The 18,041-nt window shown below is 48.4% G+C and carries 14 protein-coding genes and 3 pseudogenes; 12 read left to right on the forward strand and 5 right to left on the reverse strand.

Features of this window, described 5'->3' with window-relative positions:
• Positions 1–78 precede the first annotated feature (78 nt).
• A complete protein-coding gene (locus ACFQL3_RS04695; RefSeq protein ID WP_377051874.1) occupies positions 79–1,215 on the reverse strand; it encodes a glycosyltransferase in 1,137 nt (378 codons plus the stop codon).
• A gap of 152 nt (positions 1,216–1,367) precedes the next feature.
• Here ACFQL3_RS04695 and ACFQL3_RS04700 point away from each other — a divergent pair.
• Positions 1,368–1,979 (forward strand): annotated as a pseudogene (locus tag ACFQL3_RS04700) (transposase); the annotation flags it as partial.
• 244 nt (positions 1,980–2,223) lie between these two features.
• Positions 2,224–2,862: pseudogene (locus tag ACFQL3_RS04705) on the forward strand (IS6 family transposase).
• On the opposite strand, the gene ACFQL3_RS04710 reads toward ACFQL3_RS04705, so the two are convergent.
• On the reverse strand, positions 2,786–3,352 hold the full coding sequence (locus ACFQL3_RS04710; protein ID WP_377051067.1) for an FkbM family methyltransferase: 567 nt from the start codon (positions 3,350–3,352) through the stop codon (positions 2,786–2,788). The pseudogene ACFQL3_RS04705 and the gene ACFQL3_RS04710 overlap by 77 nt on opposite strands.
• Positions 3,353–3,705: 353 nt before the next feature.
• Here ACFQL3_RS04710 and ACFQL3_RS04715 point away from each other — a divergent pair, with 353 nt between their 5' ends.
• The 5 genes and pseudogenes from ACFQL3_RS04715 to ACFQL3_RS04735 all read left to right on the forward strand — a co-directional run bounded on the left by ACFQL3_RS04715 (position 3,706) and on the right by ACFQL3_RS04735 (position 8,550).
• Positions 3,706–4,341 carry a nitroreductase family protein gene (locus tag ACFQL3_RS04715; RefSeq protein ID WP_377051065.1) on the forward strand — a complete coding sequence of 212 codons (636 nt, stop codon included), beginning with the start codon at positions 3,706–3,708 and terminating at the stop codon, positions 4,339–4,341.
• Between the two features lie 288 nt (positions 4,342–4,629).
• Positions 4,630–5,544, forward strand: a pseudogene (locus ACFQL3_RS04720) (NAD-dependent epimerase/dehydratase family protein).
• A 97-nt stretch (positions 5,545–5,641) separates the two neighbouring features.
• Positions 5,642–6,565, forward strand: a complete 924-nt coding sequence (locus ACFQL3_RS04725; RefSeq protein WP_377051063.1) for a glycosyltransferase family 2 protein — start codon at positions 5,642–5,644, stop codon at positions 6,563–6,565.
• 3 nt (positions 6,566–6,568) lie between these two features.
• The gene (locus ACFQL3_RS04730; RefSeq protein ID WP_377051061.1) at positions 6,569–7,876 is read left to right on the forward strand and encodes an O-antigen polymerase; all 1,308 of its coding nucleotides are present in this window, start codon (positions 6,569–6,571) and stop codon (positions 7,874–7,876) included.
• Positions 7,877–8,115: 239 nt separating this feature from the next.
• Entirely contained in the window at positions 8,116–8,550 is a 435-nt protein-coding gene (locus ACFQL3_RS04735) for a hypothetical protein (protein WP_377051059.1), read from the forward strand.
• A 24-nt stretch (positions 8,551–8,574) separates the two neighbouring features.
• Here the strand turns inward: ACFQL3_RS04735 and ACFQL3_RS04740 are convergent, their stop codons facing one another.
• On the reverse strand, positions 8,575–9,567 hold the full coding sequence (locus tag ACFQL3_RS04740; protein WP_377051182.1) for a transposase: 993 nt from the start codon (positions 9,565–9,567) through the stop codon (positions 8,575–8,577).
• A 142-nt stretch (positions 9,568–9,709) separates the two neighbouring features.
• On the opposite strand from ACFQL3_RS04740, the gene ACFQL3_RS04745 reads away from it, so the two are divergent.
• From ACFQL3_RS04745 to ACFQL3_RS04765, 5 genes are all read left to right on the forward strand, one after another.
• On the forward strand, positions 9,710–10,942 hold the full coding sequence (locus tag ACFQL3_RS04745) for a WD40/YVTN/BNR-like repeat-containing protein (protein ID WP_377051876.1): 1,233 nt from the start codon (positions 9,710–9,712) through the stop codon (positions 10,940–10,942).
• A 190-nt stretch (positions 10,943–11,132) separates the two neighbouring features.
• Complete coding sequence (locus tag ACFQL3_RS04750) at positions 11,133–11,768, forward strand: hypothetical protein (protein WP_377051878.1); 636 nt, start codon at positions 11,133–11,135, stop codon at positions 11,766–11,768.
• A gap of 213 nt (positions 11,769–11,981) precedes the next feature.
• The gene (locus ACFQL3_RS04755; protein ID WP_377051880.1) at positions 11,982–13,124 is read left to right on the forward strand and encodes a glycosyltransferase; all 1,143 of its coding nucleotides are present in this window, start codon (positions 11,982–11,984) and stop codon (positions 13,122–13,124) included.
• A gap of 86 nt (positions 13,125–13,210) precedes the next feature.
• On the forward strand, positions 13,211–14,569 hold the full coding sequence (locus tag ACFQL3_RS04760) for a sulfatase-like hydrolase/transferase (protein ID WP_377051882.1): 1,359 nt from the start codon (positions 13,211–13,213) through the stop codon (positions 14,567–14,569).
• A 263-nt stretch (positions 14,570–14,832) separates the two neighbouring features.
• A complete protein-coding gene (locus ACFQL3_RS04765; protein WP_377051884.1) occupies positions 14,833–15,759 on the forward strand; it encodes an ATP-grasp fold amidoligase family protein in 927 nt (308 codons plus the stop codon).
• 226 nt (positions 15,760–15,985) lie between these two features.
• On the opposite strand, the gene ACFQL3_RS04770 is transcribed toward ACFQL3_RS04765, so the two are convergent.
• Entirely contained in the window at positions 15,986–17,062 is a 1,077-nt protein-coding gene (locus ACFQL3_RS04770; protein ID WP_377057014.1) for a glycosyltransferase family 4 protein, read from the reverse strand.
• 94 nt (positions 17,063–17,156) lie between these two features.
• The gene (locus ACFQL3_RS04775) at positions 17,157–18,023 is read right to left on the reverse strand and encodes an NAD-dependent epimerase/dehydratase family protein (protein WP_377051886.1); all 867 of its coding nucleotides are present in this window, start codon (positions 18,021–18,023) and stop codon (positions 17,157–17,159) included.
• Positions 18,024–18,041: the final 18 nt, after the last annotated feature.

The raw sequence follows: 18,041 nt of genomic DNA on the forward strand, positions 1-18,041 counted from the left end.
TATATTCGCTGACTCGATAGGAACTACCGATAATATCCTCCTCTCTATTGTATCAATCTAATGTCGCTTGACGCTATTTCATGCGGATATGTAAGCAGTAGAGACTAGCTCTTCAACAACGGGGGCAAGAGCATTGTAACTGTACTTTTTAACACATCGCTGCCTAGCTTTTGTCCCCAGTTCTTCACATAGCTCCGGATCGTTGTACAGGGCGAGGATCGACTCCCGCAATTCTCCAACGTCCCCCGGCTTTATAATCCGACCGCAACCCTCCAAGACGATCGGTAGATCACTCACATCGCTTGCTATCACAGGCTTACCCATTGCCATCGCGTCAAACACTTTCGAAGGCATCTGTCCCCACGTCGCAGGACTGTTTTCCTGTGGAATCGCGATGGCATCCGCAGCTGCGATCCACTTCGGAATCTTATCGAATGGCTGCATTCCGCGAATAATGATTGAGTCCCCGCCAAGCCGACGGACTTTGTCGACATACTCAGAGTCGTGTGCTCCGACAATCACTGTCTGTACGTCATCCCGTCCGATTTCTGTTACCGCTTTCGCAAGGTTATGAACGCCTTTGTACGGTTGAGGTGTCCCTACGAACATCACAAGAAATTCTTCGGCAGGTAAGTCGAGGTCGTTTCGTACGGCCGATTTTTCGAAGCGTGATGGATCTAGTTTCTCGGTGTCTTTTGCATGCGGGACGAGGGTGCCACTGAATCGATCTTGGAGAAAGTGGTTCGAGACGGACCGGGCATCCGCTACACCTGAAAGGGCTTCGAGAAATCTTTTATAATAATACGAGTTCATTGATGCTAATCTGGGAACCCCTTTTAAAACCGTTTCCAGCCGTCCGTGTCGGTAACTAAAACCCGTCTCCCAGTCATCGATATCGAGGATGAGCGGTCTATCGCGGCCAATTGTCGCTAACAAGCCGAGACCATAACTAGTCGTCCGAGGCTTTGACACGTAAACGAGATCTCCGGAGATCCGATCCAAAAGACTCGGAACGGCGAACGGGAACTGATACACTCGTGATCCCGTTTCGACCCCTTTGTACTCGTACTCGTCCTTGATCGGTTCCCATACCGTCCCTTTGAGTTTTGGCCCCACGATTTCGACATCGTAATTCTGTTCGATAAGCTGCGCGAGAACGTACGCGCGACCGAGACAGTTGTGCGAGAGATCGGGAGATACGACCGATATGAGCATCTTACAACCATATCTGTTACTGAGTCATATAAATTGATACATGTGTGTTTATCCCGAAGTATCGGCAGCTGGCACAGCGTGAGCCCGTGAGATCATTAGATTATTGTTGATGACTCGACAGAGTTCTCTGCAGGGATTGCGCTGATCACTCCCGCGCCATTCCCCTGGAAGGCGAGAAGAGCCATGATGTGGTTGATGGCCTCTTGCGGAGTAAATTGACGTTAGGGTCGAAACACAATTCAATCCGGACAGTATGAGGGAAATCGGTCGCCGGACACAAACCGGTTCCGCGTCGTCGTCGGCCGCAACAAGGACGACGACGACTACCATCTGTACATCACGAACGTGCCGCGAGAAGAATTTCTCCCGGAAGATCTAGCAACGCTGTATCGGTGTCGATGGGAGGTAGAAACGCTGTTTCGTGAATTGAAGACGCAGTACGAATTGGACGAGTTCGACACGAGCAACCCTGTTGTCGTAGAGATTTTGGTGTATGCGGCGTTGCTGTCGCTGTTGGTGAGTGGTGAGCTGTTGGCTCTGGTCACTGAGCAGGCCGCTGATGAGATCGTGTTTCCGCCGGAACGCTGGGCGGCGACCTTCCGGTCGCACGCCAGCTCATCCTCCACGAACTCGGTGAGTACCTTGGCTACTCGCCACCGCCGTTGCTGGAACGGCTGATCGAAGAGGCACAGAAGATTCATCAGCAACGACCGATCTTACAAGAGACGCTCGCTACCGCTACGCAACCGAGGTGTGAGGCTTAGCTAAAGACGAATGGAGCTACTAGTTTATCCCCGGTCGTCGTTGGAACAGTAAGTGTCTCTCGCGTACCGTTGGCACCAATCGAAGAGGAGCCGTATCCGATATCATCCTCCTGGGGCTGGCTGAACTCGATCTCGCCGACGGAGTCGGAGAGTGCGGACTCCACGACCTCGATGTTATATAAGCTGTTCCGCTCAAGGTGGTCGTGTTAAGTTAGGAACGAGGCGGTCGAAGATTCGGATGTTCATGGCCGAAACCGACCGCCTCAACGAATCTACAGACTGGATCAACTTGGAGTTTGTGCAGCGTGAGAGGACACCCCTGCAGCTCATTAAAAAGGGTATTCGCCACCATCTTGCGGGCCTATCACTCTCGAATACAGTTGTGTTACTTGAGGAGTCGGGTGTCAAACGCAGTCGCACTGCGGTTCACAACTGGGTTCAAAAAGCGGATTTACAGCCGAGCGGCGGTGAGAATCTGGATCGAGTTGCGGTCGATCAAAAATCGATCCGGATCAACGACGAGTAATACTGGCTGTACACCGCGGTTGATCCTGAATCCAACAAAATTCTCCATTCACGACTGTTCCCAACGTATACGGTGCCGATTGCACGAGAGTTTCTCACTGAACTGACCGAGAAACACGCCGTCACAGACGCCGTGTTTCTCGTCGATGACGCAGATGACCTCATCGCCGGCCTTCGACGAGAAAATCTCAGCTACCGCGTCCAGCAACACGGCTTTCGAAACGCCGTCGAACGTGTCTTTCGTGAGGTAGAACGACGAACATCTTCGTTTTCAAACTGCTTCAGCCACGTTGATCCAGATACCGCAGAATCATGGCTACAAGCTCACGCCGTCTGGTGGAATCAATGGCTAAGTTAACACCGCCCTCAAGGTCCTGTCGTAGCATCTCCACATTTGGCGGATAGGGTTCAAATGCGATGACCTTCCCATGTCGGCACTTTGTCGCGGCAAAAAGCGAGTAGAGACCGGTATTCGCCCCGATATCGTACACTACGTCGTCCTCCTTTTTAATTGATCCGAAGAAATCATAAATCTCCTCGGATTCTTGCCGGAAGCGTTGCCGGTTCCGTTCTACCAGCGTTGGGGTCGGTGCAGAGAACTCGACGGTTCGATCGTCGATATTTAGCGAGTAGTATCCGCGTACGGAAATCGCTCGGCAATAGCTCTTTGTGTGCAGTTTTCGTAGGGTCTTCTTACATAAAACGAGAGCTCCGTCCTCTCGATAGACGGAGCGCACCCGATGACGAGAGATGTCACGTTCGAGTCCAGATTGCTGGACTGACGATATATCTGTTGTGATATCTACATCGAATAAGAGTGAGTTGCTTCTGTGTCTCGGATGTCCCATGCCTGTGTCAGTCCTCTTGCAACAATTACTGGATGATTTCGGTACTCAATCGCGCGAGTTCGGTCTACCATGAGGAGGGTACCAGCACCCTTCTACGCAAAGAGAAGCACTTCGCCTATCGGCAGTTCTTTACGCACGTCGTCTGGAGCGTTCTTCCGAAGAACCGTGCCCTTCGATTCAATCACCGGTCGCGGATTCTGACTGCGCTGTACTTTCATGTCACTGGAATGTTCTACAGCGAACAACGCTCCGTGTTGTCCGGGCTCGCGGCGTACGAAGTGTTCGAATCTCAACGATAGGCACCATGCCATCAGATCATACGGAGTGTGCATAGGATTGAAGAAGGGCTCTCGATGCCTAACCGACGCTCGGTGTTCGCCGAGTCGTACATCCGAAAGGTCGTTGCTGATCTAGTGACGGCATGGGACCCGGAATCCGACGACGAACAACTCAAGTGGGCCGTTGACGTCTTATCAAAATATTTTGACGCCGTGGATCAAACCGAGATCATCATTGAGGCCGAGTCGGAGTTCCCCTCAGAGATCGAGTATACTCCGGACGGTCGCGTCCTGTTCCCGCGTCGCGAGCTCGGTGAGTCTCCAGTGTCACCTGAGCAGATGGAACAATTAGCGGTCCAGCGAACGAGCACTCGGTGGTTTCAGGACCGGGAAGTTCCTCGAGAGGAGACCGACGAAGCATTGGAAGTCGCTATGCAGTCGCCGAGCACCTGCAACAGACAGTCCTACCAGTATCTATTGTTTGATGACCGTGAACTGATTGACGAGCTATCGTCTCTTGCTATCGGTGCTTCTGGATATAGTGATAACGTCCCATCCCTCGCGGTGATCGTCGACAAGCAGCGAGCGTATTTTAATGATCGCGACAAACACGTCATCTACATTGATATCAGTCTTTCGGAATGGCTTCCAGTTTGCACTAGAGACGCAGGGACTTGCTTCTCGCTGCATCAACTGGCCAGCGATCCCTAATAACGAGCGGAAATTGCAATCACTTCTTAATTTGGAGTCTGATGAGACCGTCGTCATGCTCATGGCGATTGGGTATCCTGATCCGGATGGAATGATCCCCTACTCAGAAAAGTAGACAATCAAGTCGGTGCGATCTTATAATGATTTGTGAGAATTCACTCAGTGGGCATCTTTTCTCATAATTTACTATATAAAACAGTTTATGTCTCTCCCTTGGGTCCGATACCAGAACAGTGTAAATGATAAAAATGGGTGCCTTTTTATTGGAAGAATTTACTGTTTTTAACAATGCAAGACCGGCGTATTTTGGTGACTGGCGGTGCAGGATTCATTGGTTCAAATCTGGCTAATGAACTCGCTAAGGGCAATGATGTTATAGTGGTGGACAACTCCTATCTCGGAACCTCCGAGAACTTGGACGATAATATTGATTTCTCCAATACGAGTGTACTTGACGACGACCTACCGACAGATGTAGATGTTGTATTTCATTTGGCAGCATTGTCGTCATACGCGATGCATGAAGACGAACCCACAACAGGCGCAAGAGTGAACGTCGAGGGATTCGTTAATGTTATTGAACAGGCAAGGGCAGACGGTTGTGATACGATCGTGTACGCCTCTACATCATCTATCTATGGTAGCCGTACTGATCCTTCACCCGAAGACATGGATATCACAGTCAATACTGGCTAAGAGGCCTCAAAGATCGCACGTGAGAGTTACGCTGAGTACTTTTCAAACCATTATGACTTGACAGCAGCAGGGATGCGCTTGTTTTCGGTGTATCAAGGGTATGGTGGTGCTGAGAGTCATAAAGGAGAATACGCCAATGTTATAGCTCAGTTTGCTGACGACATCGCGAACGGTAACTCACCAAAATTGTATGGCAATGGTAATCAGACTCGTGATTTCACGCATGTTGATGACATTGTCCGTGGCTTGGTACAAGCAGCCGGATACGACCTTGACGATATCTATAACCTTGGGACTAGCCAGGCCTATGACTTTAATACGGTTGTGAACATGATCAATGAAGAACTCGGTACGAATGTGGAACCGGATTACGTGGAGAACCCGATTCCTGAAGACGTATACATTCACGACACCTGTGCAGACTATTCAAAAATGGAGCAAGCAACAGGGTGGAAACCCAGAATTTATTTACAGGAGGGCATTGACCGTGTCTGTAGCCAGTACTAATCATGTATAATAAAAACAATGAATGTTTTAGTCAAGAGCCATTATCGAAGGTCACCAATTGGTTTAGCAATAATATACAAATAAGGGTGTGATTTTAATGGACCCAACAGTTAGTGTGGTTCTTCCGACATACAATCGGGAGGACGTGATTTCAAGAGCAATAGATAGTGTTATCAATCAATCTTTCTCTGATTTGGAGCTTCTCGTAGTAGATGATAACTCATCAGATAATACCTCTGAATTGATGTCACAATACGGAGATAAAGTCAATTATATTTGTCACGACACTAATCGAGGTGCACCCGCTGCAAGAAATACAGGTATTGAAGCAGCTGATGGTGACTTTATAGCATTTATTGATAGTGATGACAAATGGGATTGTGAGAAACTTGAACGGCAGGTCACTCGTTTTCGCGAATGTTCACCGCAAGTAGGTGTAGTTTATACTGGGTATTATGTCAAACACGATGGAGCGGTTGAAATTGGAGAAGTTCCCTCTAAGCGAGGAGACCTCTATAAAGAGCAATTAAAAAAGGATTGGATAAACCCTACGTCAACTGTGATGGTCCGTTCAAGCTGTTTTGATAAAGTTGATGGTTTTAATGAAGATCTTTCTGCCAGACAAGACTATGAATTATGGATTCGAATATCACGGGATTATGACTTTGATTACATTGTGGATCCTCTTGTGACTATGTATATTGAGAATGATAATCGGATCACTAGTAATGTTGAACCTCGCATGGAAGCTCATAAACAGGTTCTTGAATATATTCAAGAGGATATAAACAGCTTGCCATGGCATGAGCGTAGAAAAAGTTTTGCTGTGCAGTATTTCACGGTGGGTAGGTTTTTACAATCACATCGAAGATTCAAAGACGCTATTTCTTATTATCTCAAATCCATAATGCTGTATCCATTATTGTGGAAAACATACATAGCATTAGTATTATCTTTATTAAGAAGAGATACAAAAAGTAAGTTAGTAATAACAATAAAAAATATCACCCGCACTACATAATACATGAAATATATTACAAGAAGATATGTATCCCCTGCGATATTATTTGTCGTAACATGGGTTATTTCACATATTGCCGCATACATAGGTCCGAAAGAGTTAGTCTACGGACTTCATGATGTTCCAAGAGCCACAATTACCGTAGAAGGAAGCTTATGGGTTATTATATCAACAGCAGTATTTTTGCTGGGTGTATTTGTCGCAAATCGAGTTCAGTTACAAATTAAAATGCCCAATGATATTTTCAGACATCAGTACATAAAACAGACAATGGAAAAATCAGACATTTCCCTGTTGTTATTTTATTTATATGGTGTTGCTATTCTTTTCCTCTTGTTTTGCTGGACCGTACTCGCCATCTATCAGATTGGATCTTTTCGTACTTTCTTAAGTGGTCTATTGTCTGATTGGCACTCTACAGGTCAGCTGTGGAGAGAACAAAAACCGTTTCCCGGCGCACGGCTGTTATATACTGGGTTCATTAGTGTGATGATATTCTCAGCAGCGAGCCTTGCTGTAATAGGGCGCGACAATCCATTGATAAATCATAGATACTATAATAACCAGAGATTAACCACACTTTTAATTATTGGATTGATACCATTAACAGTACTTCCGATTTTAGTGTCTCAACGACTACTCTTAGCTGCCGCCATTATTGGATCGCTCATCACGTATATATCTATCTCTGATAAAGGAATTCCAGTTGTTTATCCAATTATAGGCACTATTATTGGGTTTAGTGTATGGACAATTCAAGAAGTGGTACGAGTACGTTCTTCGCCTGATTCAGTTATTACTTCAGTGACGTACAGCATCGATAGAATCCTTTTTTATTTTTCAAACGATATTGGAAACTTGCACCGGAGTATCACATATATAAGTGAACATACATATGGTTTTGAAACCTTTGGGTTTATATTTCAGTATTTATTTATAGAAGATGATGTACGCGATGCATATCTAACATCTGTTTATGCAGCTATAGAGCCAACGCAAGGAGGAGGAACAGCGACAGCACTAGGAATCCCGTATCTTGACTTTGGGGTATTTGGTTTAGTAATAATCTTTTTGTGGGGATATGTGTCACAAATCGCATATTCAAAATCTAGTCAAAGTTTCCTTTCAAGTCAAATATATGGCCTTATTGCTGCAAGTATAGTCTTATCTTGGCACTCACCCCTCTGGAGTCTACCAATCTTCTGGCATAATGTATCTATAATTATATTATTTATATATTTAATACCGTACTTGGTTTTCAGTTTGTACTATTACAGACATAAAAGAAAGGGCGATAACCTCAAACTATAGGCACTGTCTAGTTAATTACCTCCTCTCAGGAGTGATCTATTCAACCCTTGGTTCGCTCTATACTAGTTTGCTCGTGAAGCGGGAAATCTTCGACATAGAGCATCGCCGATTTCCCGCTTCAATTCCTTCGATTTGACGACCTCTCCTGCTGCCTTACAGTGATTCACCAAGGCCTAATATCTAAAAACCACCAACAACAATAACCAAAATAATATACTTGTGTAGTAATATAACAGCTTATGGACCGTGAGAGGATTGCTCTCCAGCGGCGAGAGTTACTGGCCATAAGTGCCGGTAGCATGGCACTCTTCGCGGTCTGTTTTAGCAACGATAACACATCATCAGACAACGAGTCATCGTACGGATACGGAGACGATGGAGTCACTGACAACGCCGATGCGGACGATGGCGGAGACGATCAAGAAGACACTGATAAGCAGAATGAGCACGATCCTGACGAAGACGAAGAGCGCGACGAGCGAGACACCGATAAGCAGCAAGAAAACGACGATGGAGACGGCAGTGTTGAAGATGATGATGGAGGAGAGGAACAAGACGGCGAGTCATCAGGTGGAGGTGTCGGTGAAAGCGACGGGGCGGTGGTGGAACCGGTGATGACGAAGAATACGGTATTGGCTACGGGGCCAGCCCGTACGGCCATCCAACTTAACTAATCAGAGCGTGTCATAGAATCCATCTCATAGCTTCTCACAGCCCGGTTCGTTTCCTCGCTCGTAGTTGGTGATTGCGACAACAATCCGAAGACACAGCGCGAGGAACACTTCTGTTCGTGCGTGGACGCGGCCTCGGGCGCGGATATGCCCGAGGCCGCAATCCTTGACCGCGTCGTTGGTTCGTTCGACGCCTGTCCGGTTGTTGTACGTCTCGTCCAAGATAGATTGTTTCAGCTGCACGTCCTCGCTATGTTCCTCGATTCGGTCTTCGACCCTGTACTTGATGTCTTTCGGGTCGTCAGTGTTTCGCGGGTTGTATGGGGCGACTGGCACGACCCCTGCGGCCAGCAGGTGGTCGTGCCAGTCGAGGATGTCGTAGGCGCTGTCTCCAAGCATCCAGACCGGTATATCGACGGCGAGCGCGTCACACGTGACGCGCATCGCCGTCTCTTTATCTGCTTGTTTGGCCTGTGTGAACTCCGCTGCTATCGGGATCTTTGCGCCGGTCGAGATGATCGTACAGCCGAAGCCGTAGTAGTACTCCTCAGCCGTTGGATCGTAGTTCCATGACGCCGCGTCGTTGTATTGAATCGCTTCAACGTGTGTCGAATCGATGGAGTACGTGGAGTCGAGCAGGCCGCGGGCGGCGGCCTGCTCGACGAGTCTGTCGAAGACATCGTCGATAACTTGTTCGAGGTCAGTGAGAAAGCGGTCAATGGTGTCTCTGGATGGCGGTTTGTCGAGTCCGCAGTAGTACCAGACAAGGCCGTTCTGAAGTTCTCGTGTAACCGGGCGTGTACCGTACACATCCTCGTAGTAGCAGTGCAGAAAGCCGCGAAAGAGATCTGGTGGCTGGTAAACTCGTGTTCGCCCCCTCGAAGCGGGGGCGAACACGTCGTACTCCAGCAGAAACTCGAACTCAAGATGTTCAAACAGCGGCACTGTCTCGATAGCCGCGACATTCAAGAAGTCGTCTACCGAAGCTACATCTTGCAGGGTTGCGCTTGTGTTGGACACACTTCGCGCACCCTGCTGCTTCGTACGTGACGCTTTCTATGACACGCTCTAATCATGGTAGACGAAACACCACGACTGAATTTAGACCGGTTTGAACAGGGCGATACTGACTGGGACCATTGACACGGTCGACGCGGTTGACGTGCAGGCGATCGTGCACGGTCCAATCTCGGAACGACCCGACACGGGAGAGTCCGACGACGAGCTGTACCACGCGACAGATCAGCAGATAACTTGGCGGTGGGACGCGTCAGCTGAAGACTGGGAGTACTTTGCTGGCCGGGGTTCGGAAGAGCAATCCATTCCTAGCACAACACATCACGAGGCGGTCGATACCGAACAATCAGTGCTCACTGAGGAGCCGGCAGGCATCGATCGTGCTCGGTCCTTCGAACACATGGCTCTGCATCCGACCCCTCTTGTTGCTCCAACGCGGGAGTCTCTGGGAGATCCCCCATGGCCCCTCAATGCCTTTGACGGCTATGTGTGGGGGCGTGCGGAGGTTGACGGGCAGCACTCCATCCATCGGTCAGACGACGATGGCGAGACGTGGAGCCATCACGTCGACACGCCAATCGATCCCGACCGGCACATCCTGCCGACAGATGACGGCGAGGTGTTGATCGCTTCTGCCGACTCGATATATAAGTCGTCGGGGTGGGACAGCGACGAGACAACATCCGTCTCGTGGACATCCGTGTTCAGTCTCGATGACGATGGGACCGTCATCCGACGCTGGAGTATTGACGGAGACGGGACAAAGTTCGTCGTCAACCACTACGCCGGAGGCGGAAGCCGGCCGGATAGCCGACATGTCTGGATCAGCACTGATGCAGGGGACACGTGGTCAGAGGTGTACGATTCCGTGGAGCGACATCCCGACCACCACGAGGACATGCACCACCACGGGTGTGCATATGACCCGTGGGCCGACCGATTCTGGACCATTGACGGCCACACTGATGCGGGTGGCATCTTTTATTCAGACGACGACGGCGACACTTGGTACCGGCTACAGCATTTCGACAACCCCCTCGAAGAACGGGATCAGATCACAACGATCCTCGCCGGACGGCACGGGATGGTCCTTGGTTCGGATAACCAGAGTTCGCCGGGGATCTACGCGATTCATCGGGCCGAAGACCCGGAAAATATGGTTCTAAAATATATCTGGAATTGGCCTGCAAAAGCGGAGGGGATGCCGGGGATCGCTTTGCTGAGTCGTCGAGATGACCAAACTGGGACCGTCTACGTCGGCTTCTCCGCATATGAGGTGACGGGTGGCGAATTTACAGAAACTGGCGCGATAATTGCTGCGTCGGACGGTACCACGGGTGCCGGTGTGTGGGAGGAGTCTGACCCGGCCGATGAGTAGTCTGCCGCTCTGAATTTCGCAATTGCCGGGCGACGGCTCGTTGCCCGTCTTGAGCGCGACGATAACCCGGACGACTATCTTAACCGGATCTCTGTCGCGAGACGGGGCGCATCCGCCAGCACAGTTAGACACCGGGGGCGTCCTCGGCGGGACGCGCGAACGGATGTCGGGCGGGAGGCAGTGGCCGCCGATGGCCGTCGGTCGGACGGCGATCGCGGGCAGTCAGGAATCGTTAGCCGTTGGCAGTCATGCCAGAGCCGCCAATCAATCGCTAGCGATGGGTGTGAATGCAGAACATCCAGGGAGAGGCGTCGTCCTAGGAAATAATATTCGTCCAAGTGATGAGGTGTCTCGGGCAGTGATTGTCGGTGGCGACAACAAAGCTGATGGGAATTTTGACCTCTTGACTGTCATCGGATTCGGAGCAAATGCATTGGATACGGGAGCGACCGCCATCGGATACAATGCCCAGAGCGCGATGAACGCAACTGCGGTTGGCCGGGAGGCGGATGCGACAAATCGGACGACGGTTGTCGGGGCGAATGCCGATGCTGGCGGCAACACAATCGGCGCCGTGGCTATTGGGCAAAGCGCGAGTGTCGGCCCGAACTTTGGGGTCGCACTCGGCGAGGGTGCAGCGGTCAACCACTCCAATTCGGTCGCGGTCGGGCGAGAGTCAGAGACGACCGCTGATGATCAAGTCATGGTCGAAAATCGCGATATAGAGATGACCAATCAAAAAGGGCCGGTCATCGAAGATTCTAATGGTGATAGATATAGAATTACCGTTGATACAAAGGGCAATCTCGATACGGAACCGCTGTAATTCAAAACGTGATTGAACATCAAGGCGCACAATCATCGAAGCGACGGTCGGCGGGGTGGGCGACCTAGAGGACATCGACCCTCGTATAAAGACAATTAAATACGATGCTCCAGCACACTGTGACGTCGAACGTTGACATCGCAACGACTGATCTGGGACACTACTACAGGAGCGAAAGAATATAACCATAGAGCAACTCAGGACCATATATTCATGAGAGTAGGTGTTGTGCACCCTGAATTGAAATCTACCGGGGGAGCTAATGCAGTCTGTCTTAATGTTATTGAAGCCTTACAACAGGATCATAAAGTAGATCTCATAACTAGTGGCGAGCCAGATATTGAAGGATTAAATAAGGCGTTGGGAACATACTCAAGGATTGATAGCGTTATTGTCCCTGATTACTCAGGAGTTCTAAATATACCGTCAAAATATTCCAAAAAACATTTTGGTATAGGATTAGAGCGAATGAAAAAGTCTTTATTAAACCGATATGCCCAGTCAATTTCTCATAATTATGATGCCATTATAAGCACTAGTAATGAAATTGACATCAACGATATTCAAACATTACAATACATTCACGTGCCCCAGTATGGTGGTAAATCGATTCCTGGAGTAGTTGGAAATGATAATCAACTTCTGCCAATATATAATCTATTATGTAGGAGAATGGGTGGCATGGATATTGAGTTTGATGAGTCAGATTGTTTGGTGAGTAATTCAAAATGGACTGCAAAGATGGTAGAAAAAGCGTACAATGTAGACTCTAAGGTGGTCTATCCTCCTGTTGTTCCTCCAAAGGACTCGAAATCATTTGAAAAAAGAGAAGATGGATTTATATGTATTGGTCGCATCTATCCAAGCAAAAATATTAAAAAAATAATTAAGATGATAAAATCAGTACGAGAAACTGGATATGATACACATTTGCATATCATAGGTCCTGAGTCGTCCACACAGTATAATCAAGAAATCAAAAATCGAGTCTCAAAATATGATTGGGTATCTTTAGAAGGCAAGCTTGATCGGTCCGAATTGAATAATGCATTAATTTCTCATAAGTATGGAATCCATGGACGACAATATGAGCACTTTGGTATTGCTGTGGCTGAAATGGCGATGAGTGGAACTATTCCATTTGTACCTCGATCCGGGGGACAAACAGAGATTGTTAACGAAAGCAACTTGCTCACGTACGAAAATCCGGAAGAAGCAGTTCGTAATATTACTACTGTTATGAGTAATAATGATCTCCAAAAAGACCTCTTGTCTCAATTAAACCGGTCATCAGAACAGTTTAGCCGTGAAAATTTTAAAAAGGATATCAGAAAAATAGTTGAGGATATCAATTAACGGTTCAAGATCAATATCGCCCTTATTGGCTTGGCGTTCCACTAAAAGAGCTACATTTTAGTACATTCGCCTTCGTTTATGTCTTGATGAATGTCCTCTATATCACCGTCGACGCGCTCCGTGCAGATCACGTGACCTCAGAGATTATGCCAAAAACCCATGGTTTTGTCGACAAGAACATGGAATATACTCGTTGTTATGCAAACGGTCCTGGCACACCGTGGTCGTTCCCTACCCTTCTTGGGAGTAGGTATTCAGGGGGTACCGATGGATTTGGTATTCCGGGCGAGGATGATGTCCGCCCGACGCTTGCTGAAACTCTGCAAGAAGAAGGTTATGCGACCGCGGGTTTCACTGATAATCGTTTTGCAAGCAGTGATTACAACTACGACCGAGGAATGGATTCAATGTGGGATTCGGGTGCGACATCGTCAGAAAAACGTCTCAAACATGAAGTTCGGGGACGCCTCGATCAAGATGGACTACTTTTTAAAGCAATTCTGAGAGGCTATCATCTTATAGATGATCTACTTCTTAATATCCGAGGAGATGATACACGGTTCGTCCGGGCGGAAGTTCTCGTAGATCAAGTCACGGAATGGATTGAAGACAGAGAAAATGACTGGTTTGCCTGGGTCCATCCTATGGATACTCACGCGCCGTACGAAGCACCTGACGAATATCAACGGCAGTATCTTGAAGAACCCGTCTCACGAAGAAAATCACAGAAACTTGCGAGCGCGGCGACACACCGACCAGATGATCTGAGCGATAAAGATTGGCAGCTACAAAAACAGCTTTACAAAGCTGAATGTCAGTATCTGGATGATCAGCTCGAACGACTCTTTACTTCTCTGCCGGATTCCGTAAGGGATGAAACGGTAATTGTCGTCACTGCCGACCATGGCGAGATGCACGGTGAACATGGACTTGGTGGGCATCCACAGCAGTTCTGGGAAGAGGTGATCCACGTCCCATGTGGCATCTCGATTCCAGGACGGAGTAACGAGACGATTGATGATCAAATCGGTCTCGTTGATATCCCACCGACAATACTAGATTCTGTCGGAATTGAGTTCCCCCCGAACTGGGACGGCCACAGTATCCTTCCAGATGATGACGGCGTAGTCCAGGAACGCGAGCACCTGTTTGTTGATGTTGAGCCCGAATTAAATAGGGATCATGCAGGTGTTCGACATGCTAACAACTGGAAACTGATGCGACACGATATTGAGGGTGAATTATTACTTGATTTGAATACGAATCTACAAGAGGACCCAGAAGGCGATCAGTCAAATGCCGCTACTCAGCAGTACAGGTCGCTTACACGCGTACTCGACGAGCACCTCGACGAGATGGAACAGCGCCGTCGCGGTGAGACATCTGGTGTTGAAGATGAAGAACTCATCGAAGATCATCTCAAAGAGCTAGGATATCTCGAGTAGAATACATAACCCCGAATTTTCGGGCGCCAATCGTTTCGGGAGAGTGAGAGAGTGACGGCACTTAGAAGAGCATTAGTGATTTCAGCGATTACTATGTTCTTTGTTCGTTAAGTGATCTATCTTGGGAAAGATTAACTATATTAAATTATGAATAACGAAGTGTCTATATCCCTCGGGAACATCGGCATCGATAGTGTATGACTTTTACTGGTTGGAATACCGAATTCAACACCTATATTTGAGAAGCAACTACTCCAATACTTATGACGTATCTTGCTAAACTTCAAAAAACAGCACGACATCGAGGAGTTATCCCGACAGTTAGACATGGGGTTCGTTTTACGATTCAGAAGGCAGGCTATCCAGTTTTTTCAAAAATCTTGTCTCCTAAAACTCACGAAAAGCTGATGGCTGCACCTGTTCTGGGATACTGGCCACAACTCGAGGAACCACGGTCATTCAGCGAAAAAATCATTTCGCGAAAGCTATCTGGTGAAAGAGCCGAACTATTCTCGACGGTATCTGATAAGTATTCAGTTAGGGAGTATGTTAAACAGAAGGTGGGAGAAAATCTATTGACAGATCTCTACTTTGTCGGCGAATCATCGGGGGAAATACCCAAAAACGGACTCCCGGAAAAATTCGTTATTAAAGCTACCCACGGAAGTGGTATGACGATTGTAGTAGACGACCACCGGGAGTATGACTTTGATCTGATCGAATCTAAATGCAAATCATGGCTCGAAACACCGTTCGGAAAGAAATCCAGAGAATATTGGTATGAGGAAATTCAACCACGGGTGGTCATTGAGGAATATATCGATGACCCAAAACATGATATACCTCCTGATTTCAAGTTCTACGTTTTCAATGGTCGTGTCGAATTCGTACATGTTGATTTCAACCGGTTTTCAGCTGAGAGGTCGCGAAGATTCTTTGACAGAGAATGGAATGCTTGCGACTTTAGATTGGACTACCCATTAGGACCGACAATTGATAAACCAGATCGCTTGGACGAGATGATCAAAATTGCTGAAACGCTGGGAGAAGATTTTGAGTTTGTTCGCGTAGACCTGTACCATACTAGTGACAACAGGATCTACTTTGGAGAGATGACCTTAGCTCCTGCTGCAGGCACAGAGAGGTTTTACCCGGTCGAGTGGGACTTCAAATTGGGATCGTACTGGTAAGGACACCAATCTATAACAATCCCAATGGTTGTTCCATCGATGCACTCTTTACAATTCTACGGGGATTGATCGAGTCAGTGTTCTAGCGGGTGGTGGTCAGTTCCATCCCTCGTTGTAAATCCCATCTCTCACTACCAATCGCGTGCTTCCCTACGAATTAGCACGATACTAAGACGTAAAACTCGTCGGACCTTTCTCAGGTCTCTCACGTATTCCGGGAACTTGGCTATAATATACTTCCCAATATATCAGTGGTTCGTCCTACTGTCTCAGCCCAATCGAACGATCCTTCAATTTGCGCCCGCGGTTCGTCATAGTCCTCGTGTATCATCGTGTCAATACCTGACGCGAAACCATCGACATCTCCAACTGGAACCGTTACACCACTACCGTTGACCACTGGTGTGACTTGCTCCAGATCACTTACGACGACAGGGATTCCCGACGACATCGCCTCTAACACAGTTCGAGGCAGTCCTTCAGCGCGACTCGGCAACACCAGCACGTCGCCAGATCGGTAGATTTTGCACATCTCATCATAGGCGAGTTGTCCGAGGAATTCTATTTTTTTATCAGCTATTTTTTCCAAATCAGATCGCATTGGGCCATCTCCAATTAGATATAGTTTTATATCTTTCTCATTCGAGAGCTTTGAAATCGCTTTTACTGCATCTTGCGGTCGTTTCCCCTCAACCAAACGACCGACAAATAAGATTACTGGACCACGATGATCTATCTTCTCGCTAGCCCGTCCATGAGGCGTGAATCGCTCAATATCAATACCGTTCGACACAACTTCTATCCTAGTTGATACTCCGTACTCTTGAACGCGTTCCCTGTCTTCCTCAGTATAACAGAATACCACATCTGCTTGGTTGAATGTCCATCGCCCAATCGTCTTCAGATACAACTCGAAAACCCACTCGGGGGCCGTCTGTGAGTACAGGCCGTGATTCGTGATTGCCAGCGGGATATCACCTAAGAACGCCTTCAACGCTGCTAGGTTCGTCGAAAAGTACAGATGCGAATGGGCGTGAATCACGTCGAAGTCCCCAGCGTCTTTCAGGTACTGTGCAACGCCAGTTGAGATATCATTCCCGAGTAAGTTTACTGTCGGATCGTATCGCACAACAGTGTATCCGTCACGTGTTTCGAACTGTGGTTTGTCCGGGTTGCGGTGTATCGTAAGTACCGTGACGTCGTGGCCCATCGCTGCCTGATCCCGACTCATAGCATGGACGTGATACGCACCGCCACCTTTCACGTCAGGGTATGCGGTCTGTGCGACTCGAAGGATCCGCATCGGTGAATCCGTTTCCGGGAGATCACGAGCCATCACTGAGACTCCTGAACCAGTGTCGTAAGTCCGTCTATGAGACTAATCGTCGTGTCGTAATTCATAGCTGCTTGGATATTCGAGAGATCGCTCGGCTGTGCTCGATATCGCCGGGTCGTGGATCTTGATGAATTATATCTGACTCTCCGCGGACAATATCCCGAATCGTTTCCGCTAGCTCCTGAATCGTCACAGAGGATCCAGTCCCGACGTTGAACGCCTCTCCAACGTGATCAGTCTTTGCTGCCAACAGGTTTGCTTGCACCACATCGGATACGTGAACGAAATCTCGTGTCTGCTCTCCGTCACTATTCACGGTGATCGGCTCGCCTGCACGTGCTTGCTCGAGGAAAATACTGATCACAGCACTGTAATCCCCACCGGCCTGCCGTGGGCCATATACGTTGAAGTACCGCAGTGCAACTGTCTCCAAACCGTACAGTTCGTGATACAGACGTGCGTATTCGTCCGCAGTTGCCTTCTCAAGCCCATAGGGGGAACTGGGCTCGGTCGGATGCCCCTCGTCGATCGGAACGTATTCGGGGTGACCGTAGATCGCCGCACTTGACGCGAGGATAACGCGAGCATCCTCAGCCCGTGCCGCTTCGAGGACGTTCAGCGTTCCCTCTATATTCACCGAGTGACTTTCTGTAGGCTCTTCAACGGACTGGCTAACACTCACAACAGCAGCCTCGTGAAACACGATATCGACACCACTCATTGCCTCCGAGATCAGTTTCTCGTCTCGAATGTCACCCTCGTTTAGCTCGGCGTCCTGGTGCAGATACTCACGGGACCCCGAGGAGAAGTTGTCGAGAACTCGGACGTCGTTCTCTTCAACCAGCGCGTCGACGAGGTGGCTTCCAATGAATCCTGCTCCACCGGTGACTAATACTGTCTCGTTACGTATCTCTGAGTGATCTTGCATAGTAGCACATCGAATTGC

It is taken from the genome of Natronoarchaeum sp. GCM10025321, assembly GCF_042663585.1.
GTDB lineage: Archaea > Halobacteriota > Halobacteria > Halobacteriales > Natronoarchaeaceae > Natranaeroarchaeum.

What these genes read in the sequence shown, in the direction of transcription:
- ACFQL3_RS04695 (WP_377051874.1), bottom strand. Translation starts at nt 1,215, where the DNA reads ATGCTCATATCGGTCGTATCTCCCGATCTCTCGCACAACTGTCTCGGT.
- ACFQL3_RS04710 (WP_377051067.1), bottom strand. Translation starts at nt 3,352, where the DNA reads ATGGGACATCCGAGACACAGAAGCAACTCACTCTTATTCGATGTAGAT.
- ACFQL3_RS04715 (WP_377051065.1), top strand. Translation starts at nt 3,706, where the DNA reads ATGCCTAACCGACGCTCGGTGTTCGCCGAGTCGTACATCCGAAAGGTC.
- ACFQL3_RS04725 (WP_377051063.1), top strand. Translation starts at nt 5,642, where the DNA reads ATGGACCCAACAGTTAGTGTGGTTCTTCCGACATACAATCGGGAGGAC.
- ACFQL3_RS04730 (WP_377051061.1), top strand. Translation starts at nt 6,569, where the DNA reads ATGAAATATATTACAAGAAGATATGTATCCCCTGCGATATTATTTGTC.
- ACFQL3_RS04735 (WP_377051059.1), top strand. Translation starts at nt 8,116, where the DNA reads ATGGACCGTGAGAGGATTGCTCTCCAGCGGCGAGAGTTACTGGCCATA.
- ACFQL3_RS04750 (WP_377051878.1), top strand. Translation starts at nt 11,133, where the DNA reads ATGGCCGTCGGTCGGACGGCGATCGCGGGCAGTCAGGAATCGTTAGCC.
- ACFQL3_RS04755 (WP_377051880.1), top strand. Translation starts at nt 11,982, where the DNA reads ATGAGAGTAGGTGTTGTGCACCCTGAATTGAAATCTACCGGGGGAGCT.
- ACFQL3_RS04760 (WP_377051882.1), top strand. Translation starts at nt 13,211, where the DNA reads ATGAATGTCCTCTATATCACCGTCGACGCGCTCCGTGCAGATCACGTG.
- ACFQL3_RS04765 (WP_377051884.1), top strand. Translation starts at nt 14,833, where the DNA reads ATGACGTATCTTGCTAAACTTCAAAAAACAGCACGACATCGAGGAGTT.
- ACFQL3_RS04770 (WP_377057014.1), bottom strand. Translation starts at nt 17,062, where the DNA reads ATGCGGATCCTTCGAGTCGCACAGACCGCATACCCTGACGTGAAAGGT.
- ACFQL3_RS04775 (WP_377051886.1), bottom strand. Translation starts at nt 18,023, where the DNA reads ATGCAAGATCACTCAGAGATACGTAACGAGACAGTATTAGTCACCGGT.